This is a genomic window from Sorangium sp. So ce1036, assembly GCF_051369805.1.
Taxonomy (GTDB): Bacteria; Myxococcota_A; Polyangia; order Polyangiales; family Polyangiaceae; genus Sorangium; species Sorangium cellulosum_F.
Window position 1 is genome coordinate 1,505,413 of record NZ_JBBMOX010000002.1, and the last position, 23,843, is coordinate 1,529,255.

At 68.7% G+C, this 23,843-nt stretch carries 12 protein-coding genes; 9 read left to right on the forward strand and 3 right to left on the reverse strand.

Annotated features, from left to right (window positions below; all coding sequences use genetic code 11):
• Positions 1-120 precede the first annotated feature (120 nt).
• The 5 genes from WMF31_RS42570 to WMF31_RS42590 all read left to right on the forward strand — a co-directional run bounded on the left by WMF31_RS42570 (position 121) and on the right by WMF31_RS42590 (position 14,983).
• Positions 121-384 carry a hypothetical protein gene (locus WMF31_RS42570; protein ID WP_129356273.1) on the forward strand — a complete coding sequence of 88 codons (264 nt, stop codon included), beginning with the start codon at positions 121-123 and terminating at the stop codon, positions 382-384.
• A 687-nt stretch (positions 385-1,071) separates the two neighbouring features.
• Complete coding sequence (locus WMF31_RS42575) at positions 1,072-2,073, forward strand: hypothetical protein (protein WP_436607575.1); 1,002 nt, start codon at positions 1,072-1,074, stop codon at positions 2,071-2,073.
• 456 nt (positions 2,074-2,529) lie between these two features.
• A complete protein-coding gene (locus tag WMF31_RS42580) occupies positions 2,530-2,985 on the forward strand; it encodes a hypothetical protein (protein ID WP_436607576.1) in 456 nt (151 codons plus the stop codon).
• Between the two features lie 191 nt (positions 2,986-3,176).
• Entirely contained in the window at positions 3,177-14,597 is an 11,421-nt protein-coding gene (locus WMF31_RS42585; protein ID WP_436607604.1) for a SpvB/TcaC N-terminal domain-containing protein, read from the forward strand.
• Positions 14,594-14,983 (forward strand): DUF2750 domain-containing protein, encoded by a 390-nt coding sequence (locus tag WMF31_RS42590; RefSeq protein ID WP_436606496.1) that lies wholly within the window; start codon positions 14,594-14,596, stop codon positions 14,981-14,983. The genes WMF31_RS42585 and WMF31_RS42590 overlap by 4 nt, the downstream gene beginning before the upstream one ends.
• 494 nt (positions 14,984-15,477) lie before the next feature.
• On the opposite strand, the gene tnpC is transcribed toward WMF31_RS42590, so the two are convergent.
• Complete coding sequence (tnpC, locus tag WMF31_RS42595) at positions 15,478-16,494, reverse strand: IS66 family transposase (protein WP_436607577.1); 1,017 nt, start codon at positions 16,492-16,494, stop codon at positions 15,478-15,480.
• 47 nt (positions 16,495-16,541) lie between these two features.
• Complete coding sequence (locus WMF31_RS42600) at positions 16,542-16,670, reverse strand: hypothetical protein (RefSeq protein ID WP_275938689.1); 129 nt, start codon at positions 16,668-16,670, stop codon at positions 16,542-16,544.
• Between the two features lie 143 nt (positions 16,671-16,813).
• On the opposite strand from WMF31_RS42600, the gene WMF31_RS42605 reads away from it, so the two are divergent.
• Positions 16,814-18,646, forward strand: a complete 1,833-nt coding sequence (locus tag WMF31_RS42605) for a hypothetical protein (RefSeq protein WP_436606495.1) — start codon at positions 16,814-16,816, stop codon at positions 18,644-18,646.
• A 203-nt stretch (positions 18,647-18,849) separates the two neighbouring features.
• Here WMF31_RS42605 and WMF31_RS42610 read toward each other — a convergent pair whose 3' ends face one another.
• Positions 18,850-19,140: a hypothetical protein gene (locus WMF31_RS42610; protein ID WP_436601510.1), complete on the reverse strand. Its 291-nt coding sequence runs from the start codon at positions 19,138-19,140 to the stop codon at positions 18,850-18,852.
• 225 nt (positions 19,141-19,365) lie between these two features.
• On the opposite strand from WMF31_RS42610, the gene istA reads away from it, so the two are divergent.
• The 3 genes from istA to WMF31_RS42625 all read left to right on the forward strand — a co-directional run.
• Positions 19,366-20,853: an IS21 family transposase gene (istA, locus tag WMF31_RS42615; RefSeq protein WP_436606494.1), complete on the forward strand. Its 1,488-nt coding sequence runs from the start codon at positions 19,366-19,368 to the stop codon at positions 20,851-20,853.
• On the forward strand, positions 20,850-21,611 hold the full coding sequence (locus WMF31_RS42620; RefSeq protein ID WP_436606493.1) for an ATP-binding protein: 762 nt from the start codon (positions 20,850-20,852) through the stop codon (positions 21,609-21,611). The genes istA and WMF31_RS42620 overlap by 4 nt, the downstream gene beginning before the upstream one ends.
• 160 nt (positions 21,612-21,771) lie before the next feature.
• Positions 21,772-23,843, forward strand: a 2,072-nt coding sequence (locus WMF31_RS42625; RefSeq protein WP_436607578.1) for a toxin TcdB middle/N-terminal domain-containing protein, incomplete at its 3' end; no start/stop codon positions are given.

Sequence of the window (23,843 nt, forward strand, 5' to 3'; positions counted from 1 at the left end):
CGCCCGGTCGCCAATGCGCGATTTGTTCCCGTCCGGGCGCCTTCGTTTCTGGCCCGGTCGTCGCACCGGGTCGCGGCGGCAAGCGCAGCGCCGGGCAGGCGCCGCGGAAGGAGATCCACCATGGCGACGATCGAACCGACGATTCAGAAGGAAGAGGGCAAGGTCACGACCAAGATCGAGGAGAGGACCTCCAGAATTCCGTCCGGTGCCTACCTCGGGCTGGCGATCGGCTCGATGGCGCTCTCCGCCGGCTTCATGGTGGCCGGCAAGAGGCAGATTGCGAACTTCATCGGCCAGTGGGTGCCATCGTTGCTCGTGATCGGCCTGTACAACAAGGTCGTCAAGCTCGAGCACGAGATGGGGTTCGGCGGCGGCTACCGCTGAACGCGGCTACCCGCTGATTCCCCCGCCCGAGCGGGAGGCGTTCCGGCTGGCTCCGCCCGGTGAGCGGCCGGGACGCGGAGGGCTGCGGGGAGCGGCGGGAAGCAGAGAGACCGCAAGGGGCGCAAGGGGCGCAAGGGAGAGAGAGGTCTGGTTCCCTCTCCGCTGCGTTCCTTGCGCCGTTGCGCCGTTGCGCCGTTGCGGTTTCTCCGCCATCAGCTGCTCCCTGCGGAACGTCAACGTGATCCGGGTGCCAAGCCGCATGACGATGACTCCGAGCGGCATGACGACGCGGGTCGGGCAGTATGATGACGGCCCCGCGCCGTGGGACGATGGGTGCCGGGCGGCATGACGATGGGTGCCGGGCGGCATGACGATGGGTGCCGGGCGGCATGACGATGGGTGCCGGGCGGCATGACGACGGGTTCCAGGCCGTATGACGACGTCTTCAGGCCGCATGACGACGGCCTCGGGCGGCATGACGATGGGTGCCGGGCGGCATGACGACGGCCCCCCATCCGCATGACGACGTCCCCTGGCTGCAGCACGTTGACCTCCGCCGCGATACCGGCAGCTCCGCGCGCCGCGCCGTCGTCGCCGGCGGACAGGCTTCCGTCCACGCTCGCCGGCGCGGCGTCGGAGATGTGCGCTCCCCTCGACGGGCCGCTCCGCACGCGCCTAGCGTGCACCATGGCCAAACCTATCTCTCCTCCCGAAGAGACCGACGACAACATCCCCACCCTCGAATCCCTGGCCGCGAAGCTGGGCAAGCCGGAGTCAGGGCTCCTCGAGGCCTTGCTCGACGGCACGACCGAGGCCCGGCTCGTCGAGCGGGGCCGGCAGATCGCCTCCTCGCGCGTGCTGACCGACATGCGCCGCCTCTACGCGACGGCGCACGCGTGCTGGTCGGGCGCCTCGAAGGACAAGCGCGAGACGCTGCGCGGCTTCTCGCCCGAGTTGCTCGCGCTCGCCGTCGAGCAGGCGCTCGCGCTGGAGCGCCTGCTCGACGCGCACGAGAGCGCCGGCCAGAAGAAGGACGCCACGCGCGCCACGCGGGACGCCGCGCTGCGCGAGCGGTTCTCGAGCGCCCTCCTGCTGCGCGACCAGGCCTACGAGGTGCTGCGCGGCGTCGCCGGCGCGGGCAAGGAGGCGCGCGAGGAGCTGGCGCGGGCGCTCGGCACGGCAGAGGACCCCGCCGCGCTCGCGCGCGGGCTCACCCAGCTCGCCGCGCTCGGCAAGCGCTACCTCGCGCAGAAGAAGGGCCCCCTCGCCGTGCGCGCCAGGCTGATGCGGCTCGACCAGGACTACGTCGAGCGCCTGCAAGGCGCCGCCGAGGCGCTGACGCAGGCCGCGAAGGCCGCGGCCGCGCGGCCGGCTGGGCAGAAGGTCACGAGCGGCGATCTCGACCGGGCCGACGGCATCAACCTGATCCTGCTCGAGCAGATCGTGCGGGTGTTCGAGCGCGCCAATGAGCAGGATCCGACGATCCCGCGCCTCGTGCCCATCGCGACGCGGCGGCTCTTCAGCCGGAGCGCGAAGAAGAAGGCCGCCGAGGCGGCCGGCAGCGACAGCAGCGGCGGCGGCACCCCCGGAGGCGGCAGCACCCCCGGAGGCGGCAGCACCCCCGGAGGCGGCGGCGCCACGCCCGAGGACGCGGAGGATCCGCTCGAAGACCACGGCGCGCCGGTCTGAACCGAGCGCGCTCTCCGCCGGGAGCGCGCGTCGGCGCTCCCGGCGCGGAGGTAGCTCGCGATTCTCTCCGCGGCAGTCGACCCCGCCCTCGTTATCCATTCTCCATGCCATCTCCGCGCGTCGGCGCCCCGCAGACGCCCGCCCACTTCAGTGAAGCTGGATTCCGATCGGGAGGAGCGCCGGGGATTGCCCGCAGGCACGTTGACCCGCAGATCTTCCTGCATGTGAATGTGACAAGAATTCGAAGTAGCCGATCCGATCTCGATTCCTGTGTGATTGGGTCTGGACAGCGTGCCTGTCGTGGTGCTTACATGCGGCGCCATGTTCCAGGGCGGTAGGTAACTTCGCCTGGAGACATCTGCGTCATGGGGTGCGCGAGGGGTGTAGCGCGCCCGTTAGAGCTCCATTTGCTCTCGGTGTTGATCCAGGACCCGGGCGATCCGGGAAGGAAGCATCATGCAGCAATCTGGCAGGTGCGCCCAGGGGCGCGGTGCGATGGCGACGTGCGCGCAGTCGCGTGTTCGGCTCAAAATTGCGGGCTCGAGCTGGCTCTCGAGCTCGCCGCTGCGCAACGCCGCCTGGCTGTGCGCGATCGGCTTGCTGCTCCTCGCCTGTGAGGACGGCGCTTCGGCCGGCGCCGGCAGATCGTCGAGTCGGTTGACCGTCACCGATGGCAGCACCGGCGTGGCGGAGTGCGACAGCTATCTCGACCAGTACGAGCTGTGCATGCAGGCGACGTTGCTGCCTCATCATTTCAATCAGCAGAAGGCTGGCATCGTCCGTCAGCGAACCGCGTGGCGGGATCTGGCCGACAGCGACTTCAAGAAGCAATCGCTGGCGCACGTGTGCCGGCAGGCCATCTCCGCTGCGCGAGAAGAGTTCCAGGCCTGTACCTGGAGCGGCGGGCTGTGAGGCCACAAGACCGTCCATTCGAGCGCGCGCGAGGGGCGGGCGCCCGGGCTGCTGGGGAGCGGCTCGTGAGCGATTCGCCTCGTTGATCATGGGAGTGAGCCGCCGACCGGCGAGCTGCGAGGAAACGCATCATGCTGAACATCATCGGTCGATCCGCTGGGGCTCGGACCACGTGTTTCGTCTTGATCCAGATGCTGGGGCTCGCGGGGTCGATCGCCGCGCTGGCCGCGACGTCACCCCGAGCGCCGGGCGCGAAGGAGAGCGCGGTGGAGCCCAGCCTCCCGCTCGACGATGCGCTGCATGCGATCGCGTCCGCGCGGGCCGGCCTGCGTGGCGCCGCGGCGCCGGACAGCGCGGAGCAGGGGGCGGCGACCTCATGGCCGGATCCGGGCGATGCGACGACCGTCGCGGCGGTGGCCTGGGCGCAGTGGCTCGACGCCCCTGCGAACGCGGATCCAAGGGCTGCGTGGTCGCTCTTCGACGGCGACGCGCGGACGACCCTGTCCTCGCCCTCCGGAGCCCCCGTGCGCGTGGAGGTCCGCTTCGCCGAGCCCACCTGGATCCACCAGGTCAGCGGCTTCGGGCGGACCCGCGGCGCATTGACCATCACCGTGGATGGCGCCGCGGGCGAGCGCGTCCTCGAGGGCCTGGAGCAGCGTCCGCTCGAGCTGTCGGGCGCCCTCGGCCCCCTGCGCATGCCGCTCCCCGTCCTCGCCGAGCGGGCGGTCATCGAGTGGGTCCCCGGGGATGCGCGCGGTCTGGCAGAGCTCGCGTTCTGGGGAGCTCGTGATCCGGTGGGCGTGCTGCCGGAAGCCCGCTGGGCCGACCGCGTGACGAGCAACGGCTTCCCGGGAGCGCTCGTCTTTTCCTCCGATCGCGCCACGGCGCGCGTCGGTGAGGTCGGGCAAGGCGCGCAGACGTTCCCGGTCGACGTGTTCGCCGAGCCGCGCTCGCTGTCGCGCGCGTTCCTGGTCTACGAGCTCGAGGGCGTCTCGCACTGGAGCGGCGTGCCGCGCAGCATCAACGGGGCCGCCGAGCGCGCGTCGACGGCGCTTCCGCCGGCGAGCTCCAGGTCCGGTCTGCAGGTCGAAGAGATCAGCCCCGCGTGGCTCAAGCAAGGCCTGAATCAGGTGGCGTTCGGGGTGCCGCGGAGCTCCGTTCAGCACGGCCCCGTGTCGAGTTACCGCGTGAGCCACGTGCGCGTGGTCGGGATCCCGCACGGCGGCAGCTACGCCGCCGTCTCCCCCGCCGCGCTGTCGCGCAGCGCAGGTCGCCAGCCCTCGGCGCGCGCGACCCAGCTCGGAACGGCCGCCTCCGCCGAGCCATCGGCCCCCCACACGCTCGGCTTCCGCCTGATCGCGCCGTCGAGCGGTACGCTGGTCGCCAGCGCCGGAGGGGGGAAGGAACGCCTCGAGATTCCGCTTCGAGGCCTCTCGCCAGGCTGGCATCAGTGGGATGCGGTGGGCGTGTTCGGAACGCTCGACGCGGTTCGCTTCTCGCTGCGCGGCGGCGCGGAGGAGCCTTCGGCGATCGGCGATCTGCGCGTGGCCGCGAGCGCGTTGCCGGAGCAAGCGCGTCCGGAGCTTCGCATCGCCTACCCGCTGCACGGCGAGTGCGAGCACGGGCGAGCCTACGTCCGGGGCTTCGTGCACGGCGCAGGCGTCGCGGTGACGGGCGTGAGCGTGGAGGATCGCGCCCTCACGCCCGCGGAGCTGGGCGGCGACGGCGCCTTCGAGCTCAGCGTCCCCGAGGTGCGGGGAGGGGCGGCCTGGTCCGTTCGGCTGCGGGCCACCCTCGCCGATGGCTCCACCGTCGCGCGCCAGGTCGAGCTCGGGCCGTGCCTGGACAGGAGCGCGCTCGCGACGGCGTCAGGCGGCCTCACGCCCGACGTGGGCGCGCCTTACGGCGCGTGGGTCACCCCCGATGAGGCGAAGACGCTGCATCACGCCGGCGCGACGCTCGAGATCCCGGCGGGGGCGGTCTCGGAGCCGGTGTACATCACGATTCGACCCTTGACGCGCGACCAGGCCTCGCCCGCCGGGCGCGGGCTCGTCAACGTCGTGCCGGGCAGCGGCAGCTTCCGCTTCGGCCCGGCGGGGCTCCGCTTCAAGCGGCCCGTGCGGCTCACGTTGCCCTTCGACCGGGAGGGCATGCCGCCCGCGGCGACGACGCGCAGCATCTCGACGCTCTACTTCGACGAGCCGGTCGGCCTGTGGCGCGCGATCCCCAGGGTCGCGGACGCCAGCGGCGGCGTGATGGTGAGCGAGACCGAGCACTTCACCGAGTTCATGAACGCCACGCTCCCGGCGCCGGACGCGCCTGGGCCCAAGAACTCCTTGCCCGACGAGATGAAGGGCATCGAGCTCGGCAATCCCTCGGCCGGCGTGGACCTGATCGAGCCGCCGAGCGCGAACCCGCAGCGCACGGCGAACCTGAGCTATCCGCTGCGCGTGCCGCCGGGTCGCAACGGGCTCGATCCCGATCTGGCGCTCACGTACTCGAGCGCTCGTGGCAACGGCTGGCTCGGCGTCGGCTGGGACCTCGAGATCTCGAGCATCCAGCACGATACGCGCTTCGGCGTCCCTGATTACGACGGTACCAAGATCCAGAATGATCACCCGGGCTCCGTCGCGGGCTCGGTGCGCTACGCGCTCGACGGCGCCCAGCTCACCGCCGTCGGCCCCGCCGCCGGCGGCGTGCGCTACCAGCGCCGCGTCGAGGGCGCGTTCCAGCGCATCCTCCGGCTGCCTGCGCCCGACGACCCGGATATCTTTTACTGGGAAGTGACCGACAAGAATGGGACCCTGTCGGTCTATGGCAAGACCGCGAACGCGCGGCTCGCCGATCCCGGGGACGCCAGCCGCGTCTTCAAGTGGAACCTGGAGCTCGTCGAGGACCGGTTCGGGAATCGAATCCTGTTCAAGTACTTCCACGACGAGCAGACGATGTCCGGCGTCTCGATGCCGCAGGTCTATCCGAAGAGGATCTGCTACGGAGCCATCACGTCGAACGTCGACGACGACTGCCTGGGGACCTACAACGTGAGCTTCGTGCTCGACGCGGCCGACACCCGGCCCGACCGCAGCGTCGACGCGCGCCCCGGCTTCCCGATCAAGACGTCGCACCGCCTGGAGAGCGTCGAGGTCGCCTACGTCGCCACGATCATCCGCAGCTATGATCTCCGCTACACGCTGGGCGCCTTCCAGAAGTCGCTGCTCCAGGAGGTCGGCTTGCTCGGCACGGACGGCACCGAGCTCTACAAGCATGATTTCGAGTACGAGGAGATCGCCCAGGACCCCTTCGGGGAGCCCCGGCTCTGGGGCAGCCTGAAGTCCAGCACGGGCCTGCGCGCGGAGCACGGGCTCTCGCGGACGAAGGGGTCGAGCTACGGCGGTGGCGGCGGCGTCGGCGTGGACCTCGTGGCCATCGCCGCGAGCGCGAGCGCCGGCGGCTCCAGCGGGCACAGCCGGGTGCGCCGCTCGCTCCTGGACGTCAGCGGCGACGGGTTGCTCGACTTCCTCACCGGCGCGAGCGGGACCGTCAACACGGCGCCCCTCGCCCCGTCCCCCCATGACCATCTGAGCTACAAGGGCATCCCCGGCTTCGCGCAGAACTCGCTCGGGTACACGGAGACCGGCGGCTGGACGGCCGGAGCGGGGCTCACCGTGCTCGGCGGCGCGTTCGGCCTCGGCGGCAACATCGCCCACAACGAATCGGAGGATCGGCACATCCTCTCCGATATCAACGGCGACGGCTTCGTCGACCAGGTGTGGGTGAGCGACGGCGCCATCAAGGTTCGCAAGGGGGCGAAGGACCGCTTCGGGGACGAGGAGACGTTCGGCGCCTACGACGAGTCGATGATCGCGTTCGCGAACGCGGACCGCCTCGAGAACCAGAAGAGCAGCTTCTTCCTGGTCGACCCGCTGGCGCGCTGGAAGGCGCCCTTCGCCGGCACGGTGCAGATCGGCGGCGTCATCCAGAAGGACGTGGCGGGCGGCGACGGGGTCACCGTCTCCATCCTCAAGAATGACGCGCAGCCGCCGATCTGGACCCGGACCTTCGCCGGGGACGATCTCGCGCCGTGCCTGCCCACGGCGGGCAACGGCTGCAACGGCCCCACGCCGCTCCAGGAGCCGATCGGCGTGGGGGACGACCTCTACTTCCGCGTGAGCTCGGTCGACGATCCGCGCAAGGACCTCGTGCGGTGGTCTCCCGAGATCGCGTACCAGGGGATCGCCCCCAGCCGCGTCGACGACCGCGAGGTGTATGGCGCGTTCGTCTACCGCACGTCGCTGGCCGACGATTTCCGCCTCGTGGGCATGCCGAAGCGGCCCTGGATCCCGAACGCGCCGGGTGAGGTCAGCGTGCTCGGAGGGGGGACGAAGCGCTCGACCTCCGACGACGTGGAGCTCAACGTCTACAAGGTGCCGTCCACGGCCGCCGACTGGAGCGGCGCGCAGCGCGTGGCGACCGCCAGCCTGGGCGCCGGCTTCGAAGGGGCGTACCAGGTCACCGGCACCGGCATTCGCCTCGATCCGGGCGACTTGCTCTACTTCGAGCTGAAGTCCGACTCGCCGGTGGATCCCGAGCGGGTCGGCTGGGAGCCCTTCGTCGAGTACACGCGCTACAGCCGGCCGGACCCGGACGCCGAGGTGTACGTGGAGGGGGCCGTGCTCGGGTGCGGCCCCTCCGAGGAAGATCCAGAGGCGATCGTCTGCGAGATCGAGGACGATCCGACGCCGGAAGATCCGGTGCCTGTGAGCTTCATCGTGCAGCAGCCGGAGGTGAACGTCGCGGTCTTCCTGTGGCAGGCCGGCGCGCCGACCGTCCCGGTGACGGCGGAGAGCTCGACCAGCGCGGGCACCTTCATGAAGGGCCCGACGGAACATCCGGTGTGCGCCCTGGTGCAGGGCGTCCACAAGCTGTTCTCGAAGACGTGCCTTGGCCCCGCGGCGACGGGTCCGGTCGCGCTCGACCCGCCGGTCGGCATCACGCCGGGGGAGCCCATCTACTTCACCCTGATCTCCAGGTCGCCCATCACGTGGGTCGGAGGATTGCCCGGCATCGGGCAGGTGTCCTGGGATCCCTCGACCGGAGGGGACCTCGCGCCCGTCAACGTCCGCTGGCTGGATCCCGACTTCGGCGACACCGAGGCTCCGGCGCCCACGCACGACATGATGGCGGGTGGCTATCACCGGTGGTCGTTCGGCGACTACCGCGGCGACCAGGCCTTCAGCGAGCCTGCGCTCCAGTACGCGAACGTGAGCGACGACGCGTCGCCCTTCTTCTTCGCGACCATCTCCCGCGTGGGGGTGCCTGGTGGCGCCGGTCCCGTGTACGGCACGCGGGGTCAGAGCAGCTTCGTGGGGCGCGGGCTGTTCTCGCCCGGGCGCACGAAGGCGGGCCGCGGCTTCTCGGGGAGCGCGGGCATCCAGGCGCTGCGGCTGTCCGATACGTGGAGCTACGGCCTGGACGCCAGCGCTTTCAACCTGAACCTCGGGATCGGCGCGGCCGACACCACGGGTGAGGTCGAGTTCCTCGACATGAACGGGGACAACTTGCCCGATCTGGTGACGCGCGACGGCGTCCTGTTCAACACCGGCAGCGGCTTCACCGAGAAGCGCGCGGTCGACTTCGACGAGTTCCGTGAGGTCGACCAGGAGAGCATGCGCTTCAAGGTGAGCATGTCGCTCGGCGGCAACGACGAGAAGGACCAGGCGGTGCCGGACACGGACACGCGCGGTCGGACGCGCGCGGTCATGTCCACGAGCTTCTCCGTCGGGCTCGACTACGCGGTGAGCTCCGCGAAGACGGAGCTGCTCGACATCAACCAGGATGGCCTGCCGGACCGCGTCTCCTTCACTCCTGCGGGCGGGAGCCCCGTCGTGCGCCTCAACACCGGCTACGGCCTCACGGCGCCGATCGTGTGGTCGAATCCGGACTGGAGCTCCGGCCGCTTCGGCCTCCGCGAGGACGTGCTGAATGATATCAACGTGATGGACGTCGCGACCGGCCCGAACGCGGCGCGCTACGAGGACACCGGCTCGCTCAGCGCAGGCGTCTCGGTCGGCGCGTCGTTCAGCGCAGGCGTCTTCGGAGGCGGCGGGCACGTCGGCGCGGGGTACGTCTACAGCCTCAACCGGCAGGCGGTGGACTTCATCGACATCAACGGCGATGGCCTGCTCGACCACGTGAGCCGCCTGCCCGAGCCGAAGGCCGGACAGGAGGAGCCCGGAGCGGAGCCCGGAGAGCAGCCGCTCCACGTGAAGCTGAACCTGGGCGATCGCTTCGACGCCGAGCGGACGTGGCCGCTCCCGCAGTGGCCGGTCGCTGTGAGAGACGAGTTCTCGAGCCTCGGCACGAGGATCCTGGAGAAGGTGGACGGCGGGGACGGCAACCCCGAGGCGCTGAGCTTCAGCACCTCGCGCGACTACAGCGCGACGTTCGACGCCGAGATCTGCGTCTTCTTCGTCTGCGGCAGCGTCTACGGCTTCTACAACGACACGGCGGGCGGCAGCGACGTGGCCTGGCGTGACGTCGACGGCGACGGGCTGGTCGATCACGTCGCCAAGGTCGACGGCCAGGCCGAGGTCTACGTCAAGCTGAACCAGCTCGGGAGGGCCAACCTCCTCAAGGCCGTCAATCGCCCCTTCGACGGCAGGTTCGAGCTCGACTACGAGCGTTATGGCAATGAGGTCGGCGACGAGGCGGAGCCGAGCGTCGACCTGCCGGGGAACAGCTACGCGCTCGTCGGGATCCGCTCGATGGACGGCCGTGGCCAGACGCTGGCGCAGGCCGTGGACTACACGGCGCCGGCGGGCGGGGGCGCGCGCGCGCAGACGGGGAAGTACGATCGCGTCGAGCGCGAGGACTACGGCTCGTCGATCGTGACCGTGACGCGCGGCGAGAGGGGCAGCACGGGCGACGGCTCGCAGATCGAGACGTGGTATTACAATCAGGACTACTACCGTCGTGGGCTGGTTCATCAGACGAGCGAGCGAGGGGTCTCGGAGAGCGGCGATCCCATCCCCTACACGCGCCAGACGTTCACGTACGAGGACCCGACGCCCGGCGGGGTGAGCGTGCAGGCGAAGCCGGAGCCCCTCGTGGGCTCGTTCTTCCCCGCGGAGACGCATCGCACGACGGAGTGGTTCGAGGGCGAGGCGACGGCGCAGAAGTCCACGGAGGAGCGGCGGACCTGGCGCTTCGACCACGGCGGCCTCGATACGCTCTTCCTGAGCGCCGACGAGGGCGCCGCGGACGACCTGTTCTATGAGGTCGAGTACGACACGCGGGGCTTCGGCTATTCGAGCTCCGGCGAGCTGTACCTCGCGCAGCCGAGCAGGGTGGTGGCGCGCAGCGGGAGCGCGTCGGGTACCGTGCTGCGCGACCGGCGGGCCACCTATCATCCGACGACGGGCGCGCTCGAGACGTTCAGCCATCACATCACCGGAGGTGGCATTCCGGGCTCCACCGCGACGTACAACGACGCCGCGAGCACGGTCACGATCGAGCGGGACGACTTCGGCAACATCGCGAAGGTGACCGACCCGAACTCGTACGAGCTCACCTACGGCTACGACGGGACGGGGATCTACAGGACGAGCATCACCGACTCGTTCGGCTACGAGTCGAAGAGCCGCCCGAACTACCTGTTCGGTGCCGTCGCCACCACGACCGACCTGAACGGCCACGGCACGAGGTACAAGTACGACGCGTTCGGCCGGCTTGTCGCGGTGTGGGGGCCGAGCGACTTCGTGGCGGATCCCGTCGCGCAGGAGGGCGTGGTCCCCACGCTGCGCGCCGTGTACGGGCTGCAGCCGGGGGCTTCTGCCGCGCCGTTCTGGGCGATCATGGGTCACAAGGACGTGTCCCGCAACGCGCCCACGGTCCCGCCTCATCAACACGACTACGTCGAGACGGTCATCTTCATCGACGGCTTCGAACGCGTCATTCAGACGAAGAAGGATCTGGAGAAGGACTTCGGCGATCACACCGAGGTCGGGATGACCGTCAGCGGCCGCCTCGTGTTCGACGAGCGCGGGCGCCGGAAGGCGCAGGGGCATCCCGTCTTCAGCACGGAGGCCGCCACCGTCCTGGTGGATACCCCGGCGATGAGCCCCGAGTGCGACGACGATCTCTTCACGAGGTGGGAATACGACGTCCTCGGGCGCGTGACCAGGCTGACGACGCCCGCCGATCCGGAGGACGTCGAGAGGAGCTGCGTCGAGGTCAACACGAGCTACGGCTTCGGGCCGGATCAGGACGGAGTCCTGCGCTTCCGTACGACGGTCACGGCGCCCGACGACGCGATGACCGTCCAGCACCGGGACGTCATGGACCGCGTCGTCGAGATGATCGAGCGCGCGAATCCAGCGGACGGGACGCCGATCCTCACCCAGTATCGCTACAACGCCGTGAGCGATCTGGTGGAGGTGGAGGACGCCGGGGGCAACGTCACGACCGCGACGTACGACACGCTCGGACGCATGGTGAGCCTGGACAGCCCAGACGCCGGGCTGATCGAGTGGGCGTACGATCGGGTCGGCAACCTGCGGGAGAAGCAGACCGCGAAGCTGCGGGAGCTCTCGCAGCGCATCACCTACGAGTACGACTTCAATCGGCTGCGGCAGGTGACGTATCCGACGAGCACGGCCCGGGTCTACACCTACGGGGGTCCTGAGCTCGCGGGCGACGAGAACGGGAACGTCGCCGGGCGCGTGATGGCGGAGACCAGCGAGGCCGGCGAGCGCACGTTCCTTTACGACCGGCACGGCAACCGGGTGCAGATCGAGGCGACGTTCCACCGGCTGCGTGAGCCGCACCGCGGTCCGTACCGCTACCAGGTGCAGCATCAGTTCGACGCGTTCGGACGGGTGCTCCGGATCCGGTTCCCCGACCTGCGGGTCGGGCCGAATCCCGATCAGGTGCCGCTCGGCGACCCGAGCCGCGAGGTGATCAGTTACAGCTATGACGCCGGAGGCAACCTCAAGAGCATCGTCGGGCTGAACACGCAGATCAACGAGCAGCACCCCGACGAGTCGCCGAACACCATCTACCTGGCGCACCTCGGGTACGACGAGCTCGGGCAGAAGGTCCGGCTCATCGCCGGCAACTTCATCGAGACGACGTACGAGTACAAGCCGCGCTCGCGCAGGCTCGCCCACGTCAACGCGGACCATCGCGATCCGTTCCTGCGCCAGCAGAACAAGCCGGCGAGGCCGTTCCAGCGGCTCAGCTATACGTACGACGAAGATGGGAACGTGACCGAGCTGCGGAACGACGCGCCGTTCGACAACCAGATGAACGGGAGCGTGCTCGTCGGGAATCTGCTTCACAGCTACCAGTACGACGCGCTGGACCGTCTGACGCAGGCGTCCGGCGTGGTGCAGACCCGGAACGACTGGAGGTACCGCTACACGCAGGCGTTCGCGTACGACGACATCCACAACATCCGCCGAAAGACGAACGCGAGCTGGCGGCAGGTGCCGGACTTCTCTCCGGGCGCAGACGACGACTTCCGGGACGATCACGTCATCCCCGAGCAGACGTACGACGCGATCTACAACTATGATGGGCCTCGGCCGCACGCGGTGACGCGCACCTCCGAGCAGCCCGCGAACGAGTCGCAGCGCTACGATCGCGATTACCTGTACGACGAGAGCGGCCATCAGAAGAAGTGGACCTTCCGTGGCGCCACCCGCGAGATCACGTGGAACGAAGAGGGGCTCGCGAGCGAGATCAAGCTCAACAACCAGACCCGTTCGAAGAATCTCTACGACGGCGAGGGGCAGCGCGCGATCTCGAAGCATGACGTCGTGGGTCAGGAAGAGACGGCGTACATCAGCCAGGACCTCACGATCCGGGACGGCCGCTACCTCACCAAGCACGTGTACGCGGGGGAGACGCAGCTCGCGTCCAAGATGGACAGCGCCTGGCTGAACTATCCTCCGACGCTGTACTTCCACACCGACCACCTCGGCAGCACGCAGTACGCCAGCAACGAAGAGCAGACGCTCATCCAGCACGACGAGTACTTCCCGAGCGGCGAGCTCTGGCGCGATGAGACCGACTCTCGCTACGAGCTGGCGCGCCGGCACACGTTCAGCGGCAAGGAGCTCGATCTCGGAACGGGCCTCTACTACTTCGGAGCGCGGTACTACGACGGGCGGCAGAGCCAGTGGCTGAGCCCGGACCCGATGGTGGCGCAGTACTTCGGAGGAGGGCCGGCGCTCGGGGTGTACGCGCCGATCAACCTCAGCCTGTACGCGTACACGGGGAACAATCCGACGAACTACGTCGACCAGAACGGGATGTGGCTGGAGTCGGCATGGGACGCCTTCAGCCTGGCGACGGGCGTGGTGTCGCTGGTCGACAACGTCCAGCAGGGCAACTGGGGGAGCGCCGCGCTCGACGCCGGCGGTGTCGCGGTCGACGCGCTGGCGCTGGTCCTTCCCGTGGTGCCCGGCGGGGCGGGCACGGCGCTGAAGGCCGCCCGCGGCGTCGACAAGCTGAACGACATGCGCAAGGGCGTCGACCAGGGCGCGGACGCGGCCAAGGTCGTCGCCAGACACGGCGATGACGTCGCGGATGGCGGCCGGCGCATGGACGATGTCGCGGGTCTCGGCAAGCAGGCCGATCACTGCACCGGTGCGACGTGCGGTGCTCCGGGTGCATGTTTCGTCGCTGGGACGGAGGTGGCGACCTCGTCGGGGCTCGTGCCGATCGAGACGATCTCGGTCGGCGACCGGGTGCTGACCTCGGATGGCCGGAGTGAGACGGTCGTCGACGAGAGCTGGCGGGTGGTCGAGCTCGAGATGCCGAGCCCGGCGGGGGCGCGCGAGCCCATCCAGATCCGGCTGCTCAGGCCGCCCTCGTGGCTCGCGGACAACGGGGTTGCCAGGGGGCGGACGGTCTGGCTCGCGTTCGAGGAGATCTCGCTGGCGGGCGACGCGCGCGTTACGCGCATCGGGCCGGCACCGCGGATCGCGGACGTGCCTGGGCGGGTCGTGCTCAGCACGCTCAACCAGACGGCGAACGATGTCGTCCGCCTCCGCTTCGGCGGAGAAGAAGAGGTCGTCGAGGCGACGTCGTCGCACCGGTTCTATTCGGTCGATCGCAGCGACTGGGTGCGGGCGGACAACCTGGAGGCGGGCGAGTATGTCAGGACCGCTTCCGGGACGGTTGCGATCTCCTGGGTGGAGGTGCTACCAGGTGCGCAGCGCGTCTTCAACCTGGAGGTCGAGTCAGAGCATGAGTACTTCGTCTCCGAGCTCCGCGTCCTCGGTCACAACGCGTGTGGTGAGGGAGGTGCAAAGGGTTCAGGACGGACAGGTGCCCAGGAACGACTGAAACAGATCGCCGATGACCCCAATACCTCATCGGCTGATCGAGGTTGGATCCGGCAGGAGCAGAACTCTATCGAGCGTGGTCAGCGAACGAGCATCAGAAATCCCCCTGGCAAGCAGCTCGCTCACACGAGAGGACGTGAGGCAGCGAAAGGATACGATCACGTGGAATCGCCCTCGAACCTCCAGGACGCGGACCTTCATCGAACTCAGCATAAATTCGACAATTACGGTCGAGCAAACAAGGAGCGGAAGAATCCATGAGACGGACAAGTGAGCATGAGATTCAAGCTGTGCTTCGTCTTGATGGTCCCGAGCGATTCCGCCACTTTGTGAAGCGTGTTGCGGACGACCAGATAGCATGGGGGCTCTGGCAAGATGGATGGGCACTCATGGCCAATGCAGACGGCTGCCAGGTGTTTCCTCTCTGGCCAGCTCGGGAATATGCTGAGATTCATCGGGAGGGAGAATGGGCAGCCTACGAAGCACGAAAGATTCCTCTTGCTGACCTTCTGGATGAGTTGCTTCCGAGATTGGCAGAAAGTGGTATTCTGCCGGGTGTGTTTCCCACGCCCAGCGGAAAGGGCGTGACACCGGGCTCGGAAGAACTGGCAGGTGCTCTGAGGAAGGAATTGGAGAATTATGAATAATCCATGTTCCTGGAGAGTGCGACGTTTGCCCCGGTTGAACGCTCTGTTTGCCCTCAATCGTCTTTGGTTCTCTACTTGTCGAGGCGTCGACGAGTGACCAGGTATCACTGTTGCCGAGCACGCTCTTTGATGGGCGTGCGAGCCGGCTCCGTGATGGCGTGCTGGGATTTGGAGAGGCGGCGCTCGGGGTGCATGCGCCGATCAACCTCAGCCTGTACCGTACACTGGGCTTAATCCGACGAACTACGTCGACCAGAACGGGATGTGGCTCGAGTCGGCATGGGACGCCTTCAGTCTGGCGACGGGCGTGGTGTCGCTGGTCGTAATCGCCCAGCCATCGCCATGGGCGCGACCCCTTGCGGCGATCGTCGGGGTCGACGATACTGGGCGCGGGCGGCGACTACCTGCGGTCCGAGCGGACCCGGCGGGCACGAGAGAGCCGGCGAGGTGCTCCCCTCCGGCACCCCGGTGGCGAGGATCGAGATCCGCGTCGTTCAGGGCGCGCCGGCATCGCCGACGGCCGGAGCAGCGGGCGACGAGCGCGCCCACGCGTCGGGCAGCAGCTCGTCCAGCCGTTCACGCGGCCAGCCTCCCTGCAGCTTGCCGAGCACGTCTGTCGCCCAGGCGAGCGGGTTGACTCCGTGCATCCGGCACGAGCCAAATAGCGTGTAACCGACGGCGAGGCGTTCAGCTCCCTTGTCCGAGCCTGCGAACAAGTAGTTCTTCCTCCCGAGCGCCACGGATCTTAACCGCCGTTCGACTTCATCGTTGTCGATCTCGAAGCGCCCATCCGTGAAGCAGCGCCGCCACGCTGCCTCCTGGTTGATCGCGTACTGGGTTGCGATGTAGAGCGGTGTATTCGGCACGAGCCGCAGGTGCAGCTCTTGAATCCACTCATACAGCTTGTCGACCACGGGGATCGACAGCTCGTGCCGGCGCGCCAGGCGTGCCTCCGGGGAGAGCGCCTCGGCTTTGCAGGCCGCTTCGATGCGGTAGGTGGCCTTGAAGTACGCGAGCGCCACGGCGGCCCGTGCGTCGCCACCCTTCGCCGCCTTCTCGAACTTCGCGCGGATGTGCATTCCACAGCCGAGCCGGCGCTCCTCGGGCACGATCACCTCACCCTCGTCGTCTCCGCGCAACATCGCGCCGTACCCGGCGTAGCCATCACCCTGCAGGTAGCCGGTGAAGCCCTGAAGCAGCGCCGCCGGATGCTTTGCCCTCCAGTCCGGTGCGTACACGAACGACACCAGCTCGGCCCCGACGAAGCCCCAGATGTGCCCTCTCTTGACCCCCGCTGGATGATCCCGATCCAGCACGCGCATTCCCGTGTCGTCGGCGCGCAGGTAATACGAGCCCAGCACGCGCTCCTGAATCCGCTTCGCCACAGCGCTCGCGAGCTTCGCCGACAGCGCCGTGTTCTTGTCGCGCAGATCGACCAGCAGCCCGAGCACCAGCTCGATGAGCTCCGAGAGCTGGCCGGCAGCCGCGAGCTGCTCCAGCTTACGTCGCACATCCGCCAGATCGGCGGGCAGCGCAGCATGGGACGGATGGGGACTGGTCAGCGGGCGCGCTGGATATCGAGCCCGCGCGCATCCATCAAGCCTTGCTTCGACGCGTCGATGTATCTCACGCCAAGTCTCCAGCGCTTGCGCCGTAAAGCCTGCGACAGGTCGAGCCCTTCGAGCATCAGCGACAGCTCGGCTGCCTCGACCTCGATGTGGGTCGCTCCTTTGGGCAGGTCGCGGGCGAGGTGGAAACGGCCACGGGCGAGTTTTTTTTTGCAAAAATGGCGTATCCAGTGCGATCCCGAACGCGCCGGGCGAGGTCCGCGTGCTCGGCGGGGGGACGAAGCGCTCGACCTCCGACGACGTGGAGCTCAACGTCTACAAGGTGCCGTCCACGGCCGCCGACTGGAGCGGCGCGCAGCGCGTGGCGACCGCCAGCCTGGGCGCCGGCTTCGAAGGGGCGTACCAGGTCACCGGCACCGGCATTCGCCTCGATCCGGGCGACTTGCTCTACTTCGAGCTGAAGTCCGACTCGCCGGTGGATCCCGAGCGGGTCGGCTGGGAGCCCTTCGTCGAGTACACGCGCTACAGCCGGCCGGACCCGGACGCCGAGGTGTACGTGGAGGGGGCCGTGCTCGGGTGCGGCCCCTCCGAGGAAGATCCGGAGGCGATCGTCTGCGAGATCGAGGACGATCCGACGCCGGAAGATCCGGTGCCCGTGAGCTTCATCGTGCAGCAGCCGGAGGTGAACGTCGCGGTCTTCCTGTGGCAGGCCGGCGCGCCGACCGTCCCGGTGACGGCGGAGAGCTCGACCAGCGCGGGCACCTTCATGAAGGGCCCGACGGAACATCCGGTGTGCGCCCTGGTGCAGGGCGTCCACAAGCTGTTCTCGAAGACGTGCCTTGGCCCCGCGGCGACGGGTCCGGTCGCGCTCGACCCGCCGGTCGGCATCACGCCGGGGGAGCCCATCTACTTCACCCTGATCTCCAGGTCGCCCATCACGTGGGTCGGAGGATTGCCCGGCATCGGGCAGGTGTCCTGGGATCCCTCGACCGGAGGGGACCTCGCGCCCGTCAACGTCCGCTGGCTGGATCCCGACTTCGGCGACACCGAGGCTCCGGCGCCCACGCACGACATGATGGCGGGTGGCTATCACCGGTGGTCGTTCGGCGACTACCGCGGCGACCAGGCCTTCAGCGAGCCTGCGCTCCAGTACGCGAACGTGAGCGACGACGCGTCGCCCTTCTTCTTCGCGACCATCTCCCGCGTGGGGGTGCCTGGTGGCGCCGGTCCCGTGTACGGCACGCGGGGTCAGAGCAGCTTCGTGGGGCGCGGGCTGTTCTCGCCCGGGCGCACGAAGGCGGGCCGCGGCTTCTCGGGGAGCGCGGGCATCCAGGCGCTGCGGCTGTCCGATACGTGGAGCTACGGCCTGGACGCCAGCGCTTTCAACCTGAACCTCGGGATCGGCGCGGCCGATACCACGGGTGAGGTCGAGTTCCTCGACATGAACGGGGACAACTTGCCCGATCTGGTGACGCGCGACGGCGTCCTGTTCAACACCGGCAGCGGCTTCACCGAGAAGCGCGCGGTCGACTTCGACGAGTTCCGTGAGGTCGACCAGGAGAGCATGCGCTTCAAGGTGAGCATGTCGCTCGGCGGCAACGACGAGAAGGACCAGGCGGTCCCGGACACGGACACGCGCGGTCGGACGCGCGCGGTCATGTCCACGAGCTTCTCCGTCGGGCTCGACTACGCGGTGAGCTCCGCGAAGACGGAGCTGCTCGACATCAACCAGGATGGCCTGCCGGACCGCGTCTCCTTCACTCCTGCGGGCGGGAGCCCCGTCGTGCGCCTCAACACCGGCTACGGTCTCACGGCGCCGATCGTGTGGTCGAATCCGGACTGGAGCTCCGGCCGCTTCGGCCTCCGCGAGGACGTGCTGAATGATATCAACGTGATGGACGTCGCGACCGGCCCGAACGCGGCGCGCTACGAGGACACCGGCTCGCTCAGCGCAGGCGTCTCGGTCGGCGCGTCGTTCAGCGCAGGCGTCTTCGGAGGCGGCGGGCACGTCGGCGCGGGGTACGTCTACAGCCTCAACCGGCAGGCGGTGGACTTCATCGACATCAACGGCGATGGCCTGCTCGACTGTCGGTGATCATCGCGTCCCGCGTCCGATCGGTGAAGACCGCGGCCGCGTGATCGCCAGCGTTCACCGTTCACCGCCCGCACCACCTGCGCCGATCTGGGCCCCGCTCGCCTCCGCAGCGTAGACGTTGGGCCCGCCGAAAAGTCGAAGGCCCGAGGGCTGCCACCCTCGGGCCTTCTGGAGCTCCGCCTTGTCGGAGTCCCCCACCCTCATCACAAGCCGGGCTCCAGGTCCAGAAATCGGCGGCATGGAGCTCGTTGCCTTCGTCCACCTACCGCCTCGCCCTCTGCGCCTGCTGCCGCGTCCAGCTTCGCCTCTGCCGTCGCTGCGATCGCGGCCAGCGCCTCTGCCTCGACTGCCGCCCGCTCCGGCGTCGTGAGTCGCTCCGCCGCGCCGGCGCCGCCTATCGGACCCGGCTTCGCGCTCGCCGCCTCCATGCCGCTCGCCAGGCCCGGTACCGCGAGCGGCAGCGGGACAAGTTCTCGGCGCAGAAAGTGACGCATCACAGGGTGACGGAAGCCGCGGCCGCGTCGATGTCCCAGGTCGCGCCGGAGATCACCCCCGGCCGAAAGGACAACGATGACGATCGGATCCGAGATGTCGGCCGCTGCTCGCTCTGCGGAGCGCGGCTTCCACACTGGGCCATGCGCGAGCGGCGCGCTCGGCCAGCTCTCCACCGACGCGCTCCCCGCGTCCCACGAGGGCCACCGCGGTGACGGGAGGTGGCGGTGATCGCCAAGGAGAAGGAGGCCGAGATCCTGCGCCTCTACCACGGCGAAAAGTGGCCCGTTGGCACCATCGCCGGCCAGCTCGGGCTGCACCACACCACCGTGCAGCGCGTGCTCGGGCAAGCGGGCGTCGACCCGAAGGTCGTCGCGCCGCGCCCGTCCATGGTCGACCCGTTCGTGCCGTTCATCGTCGAGCAGCTCGGCAAGTATCCCTCGCTGCGCTCGAGTCGCCTCTTCGTCATGCTCAAGGAGCGCGGTTATCCGGGCGGTCCGGATCATCTGCGCCGGGTGATCTGCCGCCTCCGCCCCAAGAAGCCGGCCGAGGCATTCCAGCGGCTCCGCACGCTGCCCGGCGAGCAAGCGCAGGTCGACTGGGCGCACTTCGGCAAGCTGGCTATCGGCCGGGCTCGGCGACCGCTCTGGGCCTTCGTCATGGTGCTCAGTTACTCGCGGCGGATCTTCCTGCGCTTCTTCCCGGGCGCGGCGATGCCCTTCTTCGTGCGCGGGCACGTCGAGGCGTTCGCCGAGTTCGACGGTGTTCCACGCGTGCTGCTCTACGACAACCTCAAGAGCGCCGTCGTGGAGCGCCACGGCGACGCGATCCGGTTCCACCCCATGCTGCTGGATCTCTCGGCGCATTACCGCTTCGAGCCGCGCCCCGTCGCCGTCGCCCGCGGTAACGAGAAGGGCCGCGTCGAGCGCGCCATCCGCTACGTCCGCGAGGCGTTCTTCGAGGCCCGGACCTACGCCGACCTTGACGATCTCAACCGACAAGCGGCCGAGTGGACCAGCTCCGCGGCGCTCGATCGCTCCTGGGTCGAGGACCGCGCCCGCACCGTGCGCCAGGCCTTCGACGATGAGCGCAGCGTCCTCTTGCAACACCCCGACACGCCGTTTCCGGCCCACGAGCGCGTCGAGGTCGAGGTTGGAAAGACCCCCTATGCGCGCTTCGATCTCAACGACTACTCCGTCCCCCACGACCGGACGCGCCGCACGCTGGTCGTCTTCGCCGACCTCGAACAGGTGCGCATCGCCGACGGCAACGAGATCGTCGCGACCCACGCCCGTTCGTGGGATCGCGGTCAGCAGATCGAGCAGCCTGAGCACATTCAGCGCCTCGTCGATGAGAAGCGCCGCGCCCGCGAGCACCGCGGCCTCGATCGCCTTGCCCGCGCCGCCCGCAGCAGCCAGGCCTTCCTTCGCGTCATCGCCGAGCGCGGCGACAACGTCGGCAGCGCGATCGCCCGGCTTCTGCAGATGCTCGACGCCGTCGGCGCCGCAGAGCTCGAAGAGGCCCTCGTCGAGGTGCTCGAGCGCGACACGATCCACGTCGGTGCCGTCCGCCAGGTGATCGACCGCCGCCGCTCCGAGCGCTGCCTGCCCCCTCCGGTCTCGATCCCCGTCACGCGCGGCCAGCACGCCAACGTCGTCGTCACGCCGCATTCACTCGCCACCTACGACGCCCTGAAGAAGGACTCGACGCTATGACCGACCTGACGCCCATCGAGACCAAGTCCCGCCTCAAGAGACTTGGTCTCTTCGGCCTGCTCGCCTGCTTGGATGAGCTCGCTGACAAGCCCTGGCTTCACGAGGTGCTCGCCATCGAGGAGCGCGAGCGGCACAAGCGCAGCCTCGAACGCCGCCTCAAGAACTCCCGCGTCGCCACCTTCAAGCCCATGAGCGACTTCGACTGGTCCTGGCCCAAGAAGATCGACCGCGAGGCCGTCGACGACCTGTTCGCCCCCGGTTTCGTCGCCACCGGCCACAACGCCGTGCTCGTCGGCCCCAACGGCGTCGGCAAGACCATGATCCTCAAGAACGTCGCCCACCAGGCCGTCGTCCGGGGCCACACGGTCCGCTTCTCGACCGCGAGCGACATGCTCGCCGACCTCGCCGCGCAGGAGTCCTCGGCCGCGCTCGCGCGAAGGCTGCGCCGCTACACGGTCCCCGCGCTTCTCTGCATCGATGAGGTTGGCTACCTCTCCTACGATAGCCGCTACGCCGACCTGCTCTTCGAGGTCGTCACCCGTCGCTACGAGGCGCACAGGCCGATCCTGCTCAGCACGAACAAGGCCTTCTCCGACTGGGGCCAAGTCTTCCCGCACGCCGCGTGCGTCGTCACGCTCGTCGACCGGCTCGTGCACCGCGCCGAGGTGATCGAAATCGAGGCCGAGAGCTACCGGCTCAAGGAAGCCAAGGAGCTGAGCGCCCTCCGCACCAAGCAGCGCCGCGCCAAGAAGCGCTGAGCCGCCTCTTTCCCGGGATACCTCACCGGCATCGGACGTGGATTTCACCGGTGAACTTCACCGGCAGCCGACACGATCTTCACCGGCATCGACTGCGGATTTCACCGGTGAACTTCACCGAATTCCCGCGGGTTGCCGGGATCATCAACAGCTCGACCACGTGAGCCGCCTGCCCGAGCCGAAGGCCGGACAGGAGGAGCCCGGAGCGGAGCCCGGAGAGCAGCCGCTCCACGTGAAGCTGAACCTGGGCGATCGCTTCGACGCCGAGCGGACGTGGCCGCTCCCGCAGTGGCCGGTCGCTGTGAGAGACGAGTTCTCGAGCCTCGGCACGAGGATCCTGGAGAAGGTGGACGGCGGGGACGGCAACCCCGAGGCGCTGAGCTTCAGCACCTCGCGCGACTACAGCGCGACGTTCGACGCCGAGATCTGCGTCTTCTTCGTCTGCGGCAGCGTCTACGGCTTCTACAACGACACGGCGGGCGGCAGCGACGTGGCCTGGCGTGACGTCGACGGCGACGGGCTGGTCGATCACGTCGCCAAGGTCGACGGCCAGGCCGAGGTCTACGTCAAGCTGAACCAGCTCGGGAGGGCCAACCTCCTCAAGGCCGTCAATCGCCCCTTCGACGGCAGGTTCGAGCTCGACTACGAGCGTTATGGCAATGAGGTCGGCGACGAGGCGGAGCCGAGCGTCGACCTGCCGGGGAACAGCTACGCGCTCGTCGGGATCCGCTCGATGGACGGCCGTGGCCAGACGCTGGCGCAGGCCGTGGACTACACGGCGCCGGCGGGCGGGGGCGCGCGCGCGCAGACGGGGAAGTACGATCGCGTCGAGCGCGAGGACTACGGCTCGTCGATCGTGACGGTGACGCGGGGCGAGGAGGGCAGCACGGGCGACGGCTCGCAGATCGAGACGTGGTACTACAATCAGGACTACTACCGTCGTGGGCTGGTTCATCAGACGAGCGAGCGAGGGGTCTCGGAGAGCGGCGATCCCATCCCCTACACGCGCCAGACGTTCACGTACGAGGACCCGACGCCCGGCGGGGTGAGCGTGCAGGCGAAGCCGGAGCCCCTCGTGGGCTCGTTCTTCCCCGCGGAGACGCATCGCACGACGGCGTGGTTCGAGGGCGAGGCGACGGCGCAGAAGTCCACGGAGGAGCGGCGGACCTGGCGCTTCGACCACGGCGGCCTCGATACGCTCTTCCTGAGCGCCGACGAGGGCGCCGCGGACGACCTGTTCTATGAGGTCGAGTACGACACGCGGGGCTTCGGCTATTCGAGCTCCGGCGAGCTGTACCTCGCGCAGCCGAGCAGGGTGGTGGCGCGCAGCGGGAGCGCGTCGGGTACCGTGCTGCGCGACCGGCGGGCCACCTATCATCCGACGACGGGCGCGCTCGAGACGTTCAGCCATCACATCACCGGAGGTGGCATTCCGGGCTCCACCGCGACGTACAACGACGCCGCGAGCACGGTCACGATCGAGCGGGACGACTTCGGCAACATCGCGAAGGTGACCGACCCGAACTCGTACGAGCTCACCTACGGCTACGACGGGACGGGGATCTACAGGACGAGCATCACCGACTCGTTCGGCTACGAGTCGGAGAGCCGCCCGAACTACCTGTTCGGTGCCGTCGCCACCACGACCGACCTGAACGGCCACGACACGAGGTACAAGTACGATGCGTTCGGCCGGCTTGTCGCGGTGTGGGGGCCGAGCGACTTCGTGGCGGATCCCGTCGCGCAGGAGGGCGTGGTCCCCACGCTGCGCGCCGTGTACGGGCTGCAGCCGGGGGCTTCTGCCGCGCCGTTCTGGGCGATCATGGGTCACAAGGACGTGTCCCGCAACGCGCCCACGGTCCCGCCTCATCAACACGACTACGTCGAGACGGTCATCTTCATCGACGGCTTCGAACGCGTCATTCAGACGAAGAAGGATCTGGAGAAGGACTTCGGCGATCACACCGAGGTCGGGATGACCGTCAGCGGCCGCCTCGTGTTCGACGAGCGCGGGCGCCGGAAGGCGCAGGGGCATCCCGTCTTCAGCACGGAGGCCGCCACCGTCCTGGTGGATACCCCGGCGATGAGCCCCGAGTGCGACGACGATCTCTTCACGAGGTGGGAATACGACGTCCTCGGGCGCGTGACCAGGCTGACGACGCCCGCCGATCCGGAGGACGTCGAGAGGAGCTGCGTCGAGGTCAACACGAGCTACGGCTTCGGGCCGGATCA

What these genes read in the sequence shown, in the direction of transcription:
- WMF31_RS42570 (WP_129356273.1), top strand. Translation starts at nt 121, where the DNA reads ATGGCGACGATCGAACCGACGATTCAGAAGGAAGAGGGCAAGGTCACG.
- WMF31_RS42575 (WP_436607575.1), top strand. Translation starts at nt 1,072, where the DNA reads ATGGCCAAACCTATCTCTCCTCCCGAAGAGACCGACGACAACATCCCC.
- WMF31_RS42580 (WP_436607576.1), top strand. Translation starts at nt 2,530, where the DNA reads ATGCAGCAATCTGGCAGGTGCGCCCAGGGGCGCGGTGCGATGGCGACG.
- WMF31_RS42585 (WP_436607604.1), top strand. Translation starts at nt 3,177, where the DNA reads ATGCTGGGGCTCGCGGGGTCGATCGCCGCGCTGGCCGCGACGTCACCC.
- WMF31_RS42590 (WP_436606496.1), top strand. Translation starts at nt 14,594, where the DNA reads ATGAGACGGACAAGTGAGCATGAGATTCAAGCTGTGCTTCGTCTTGAT.
- WMF31_RS42600 (WP_275938689.1), bottom strand. Translation starts at nt 16,670, where the DNA reads ATGCTCGAAGGGCTCGACCTGTCGCAGGCTTTACGGCGCAAGCGCTGG.
- WMF31_RS42610 (WP_436601510.1), bottom strand. Translation starts at nt 19,140, where the DNA reads ATGCGTCACTTTCTGCGCCGAGAACTTGTCCCGCTGCCGCTCGCGGTA.
- WMF31_RS42620 (WP_436606493.1), top strand. Translation starts at nt 20,850, where the DNA reads ATGACCGACCTGACGCCCATCGAGACCAAGTCCCGCCTCAAGAGACTT.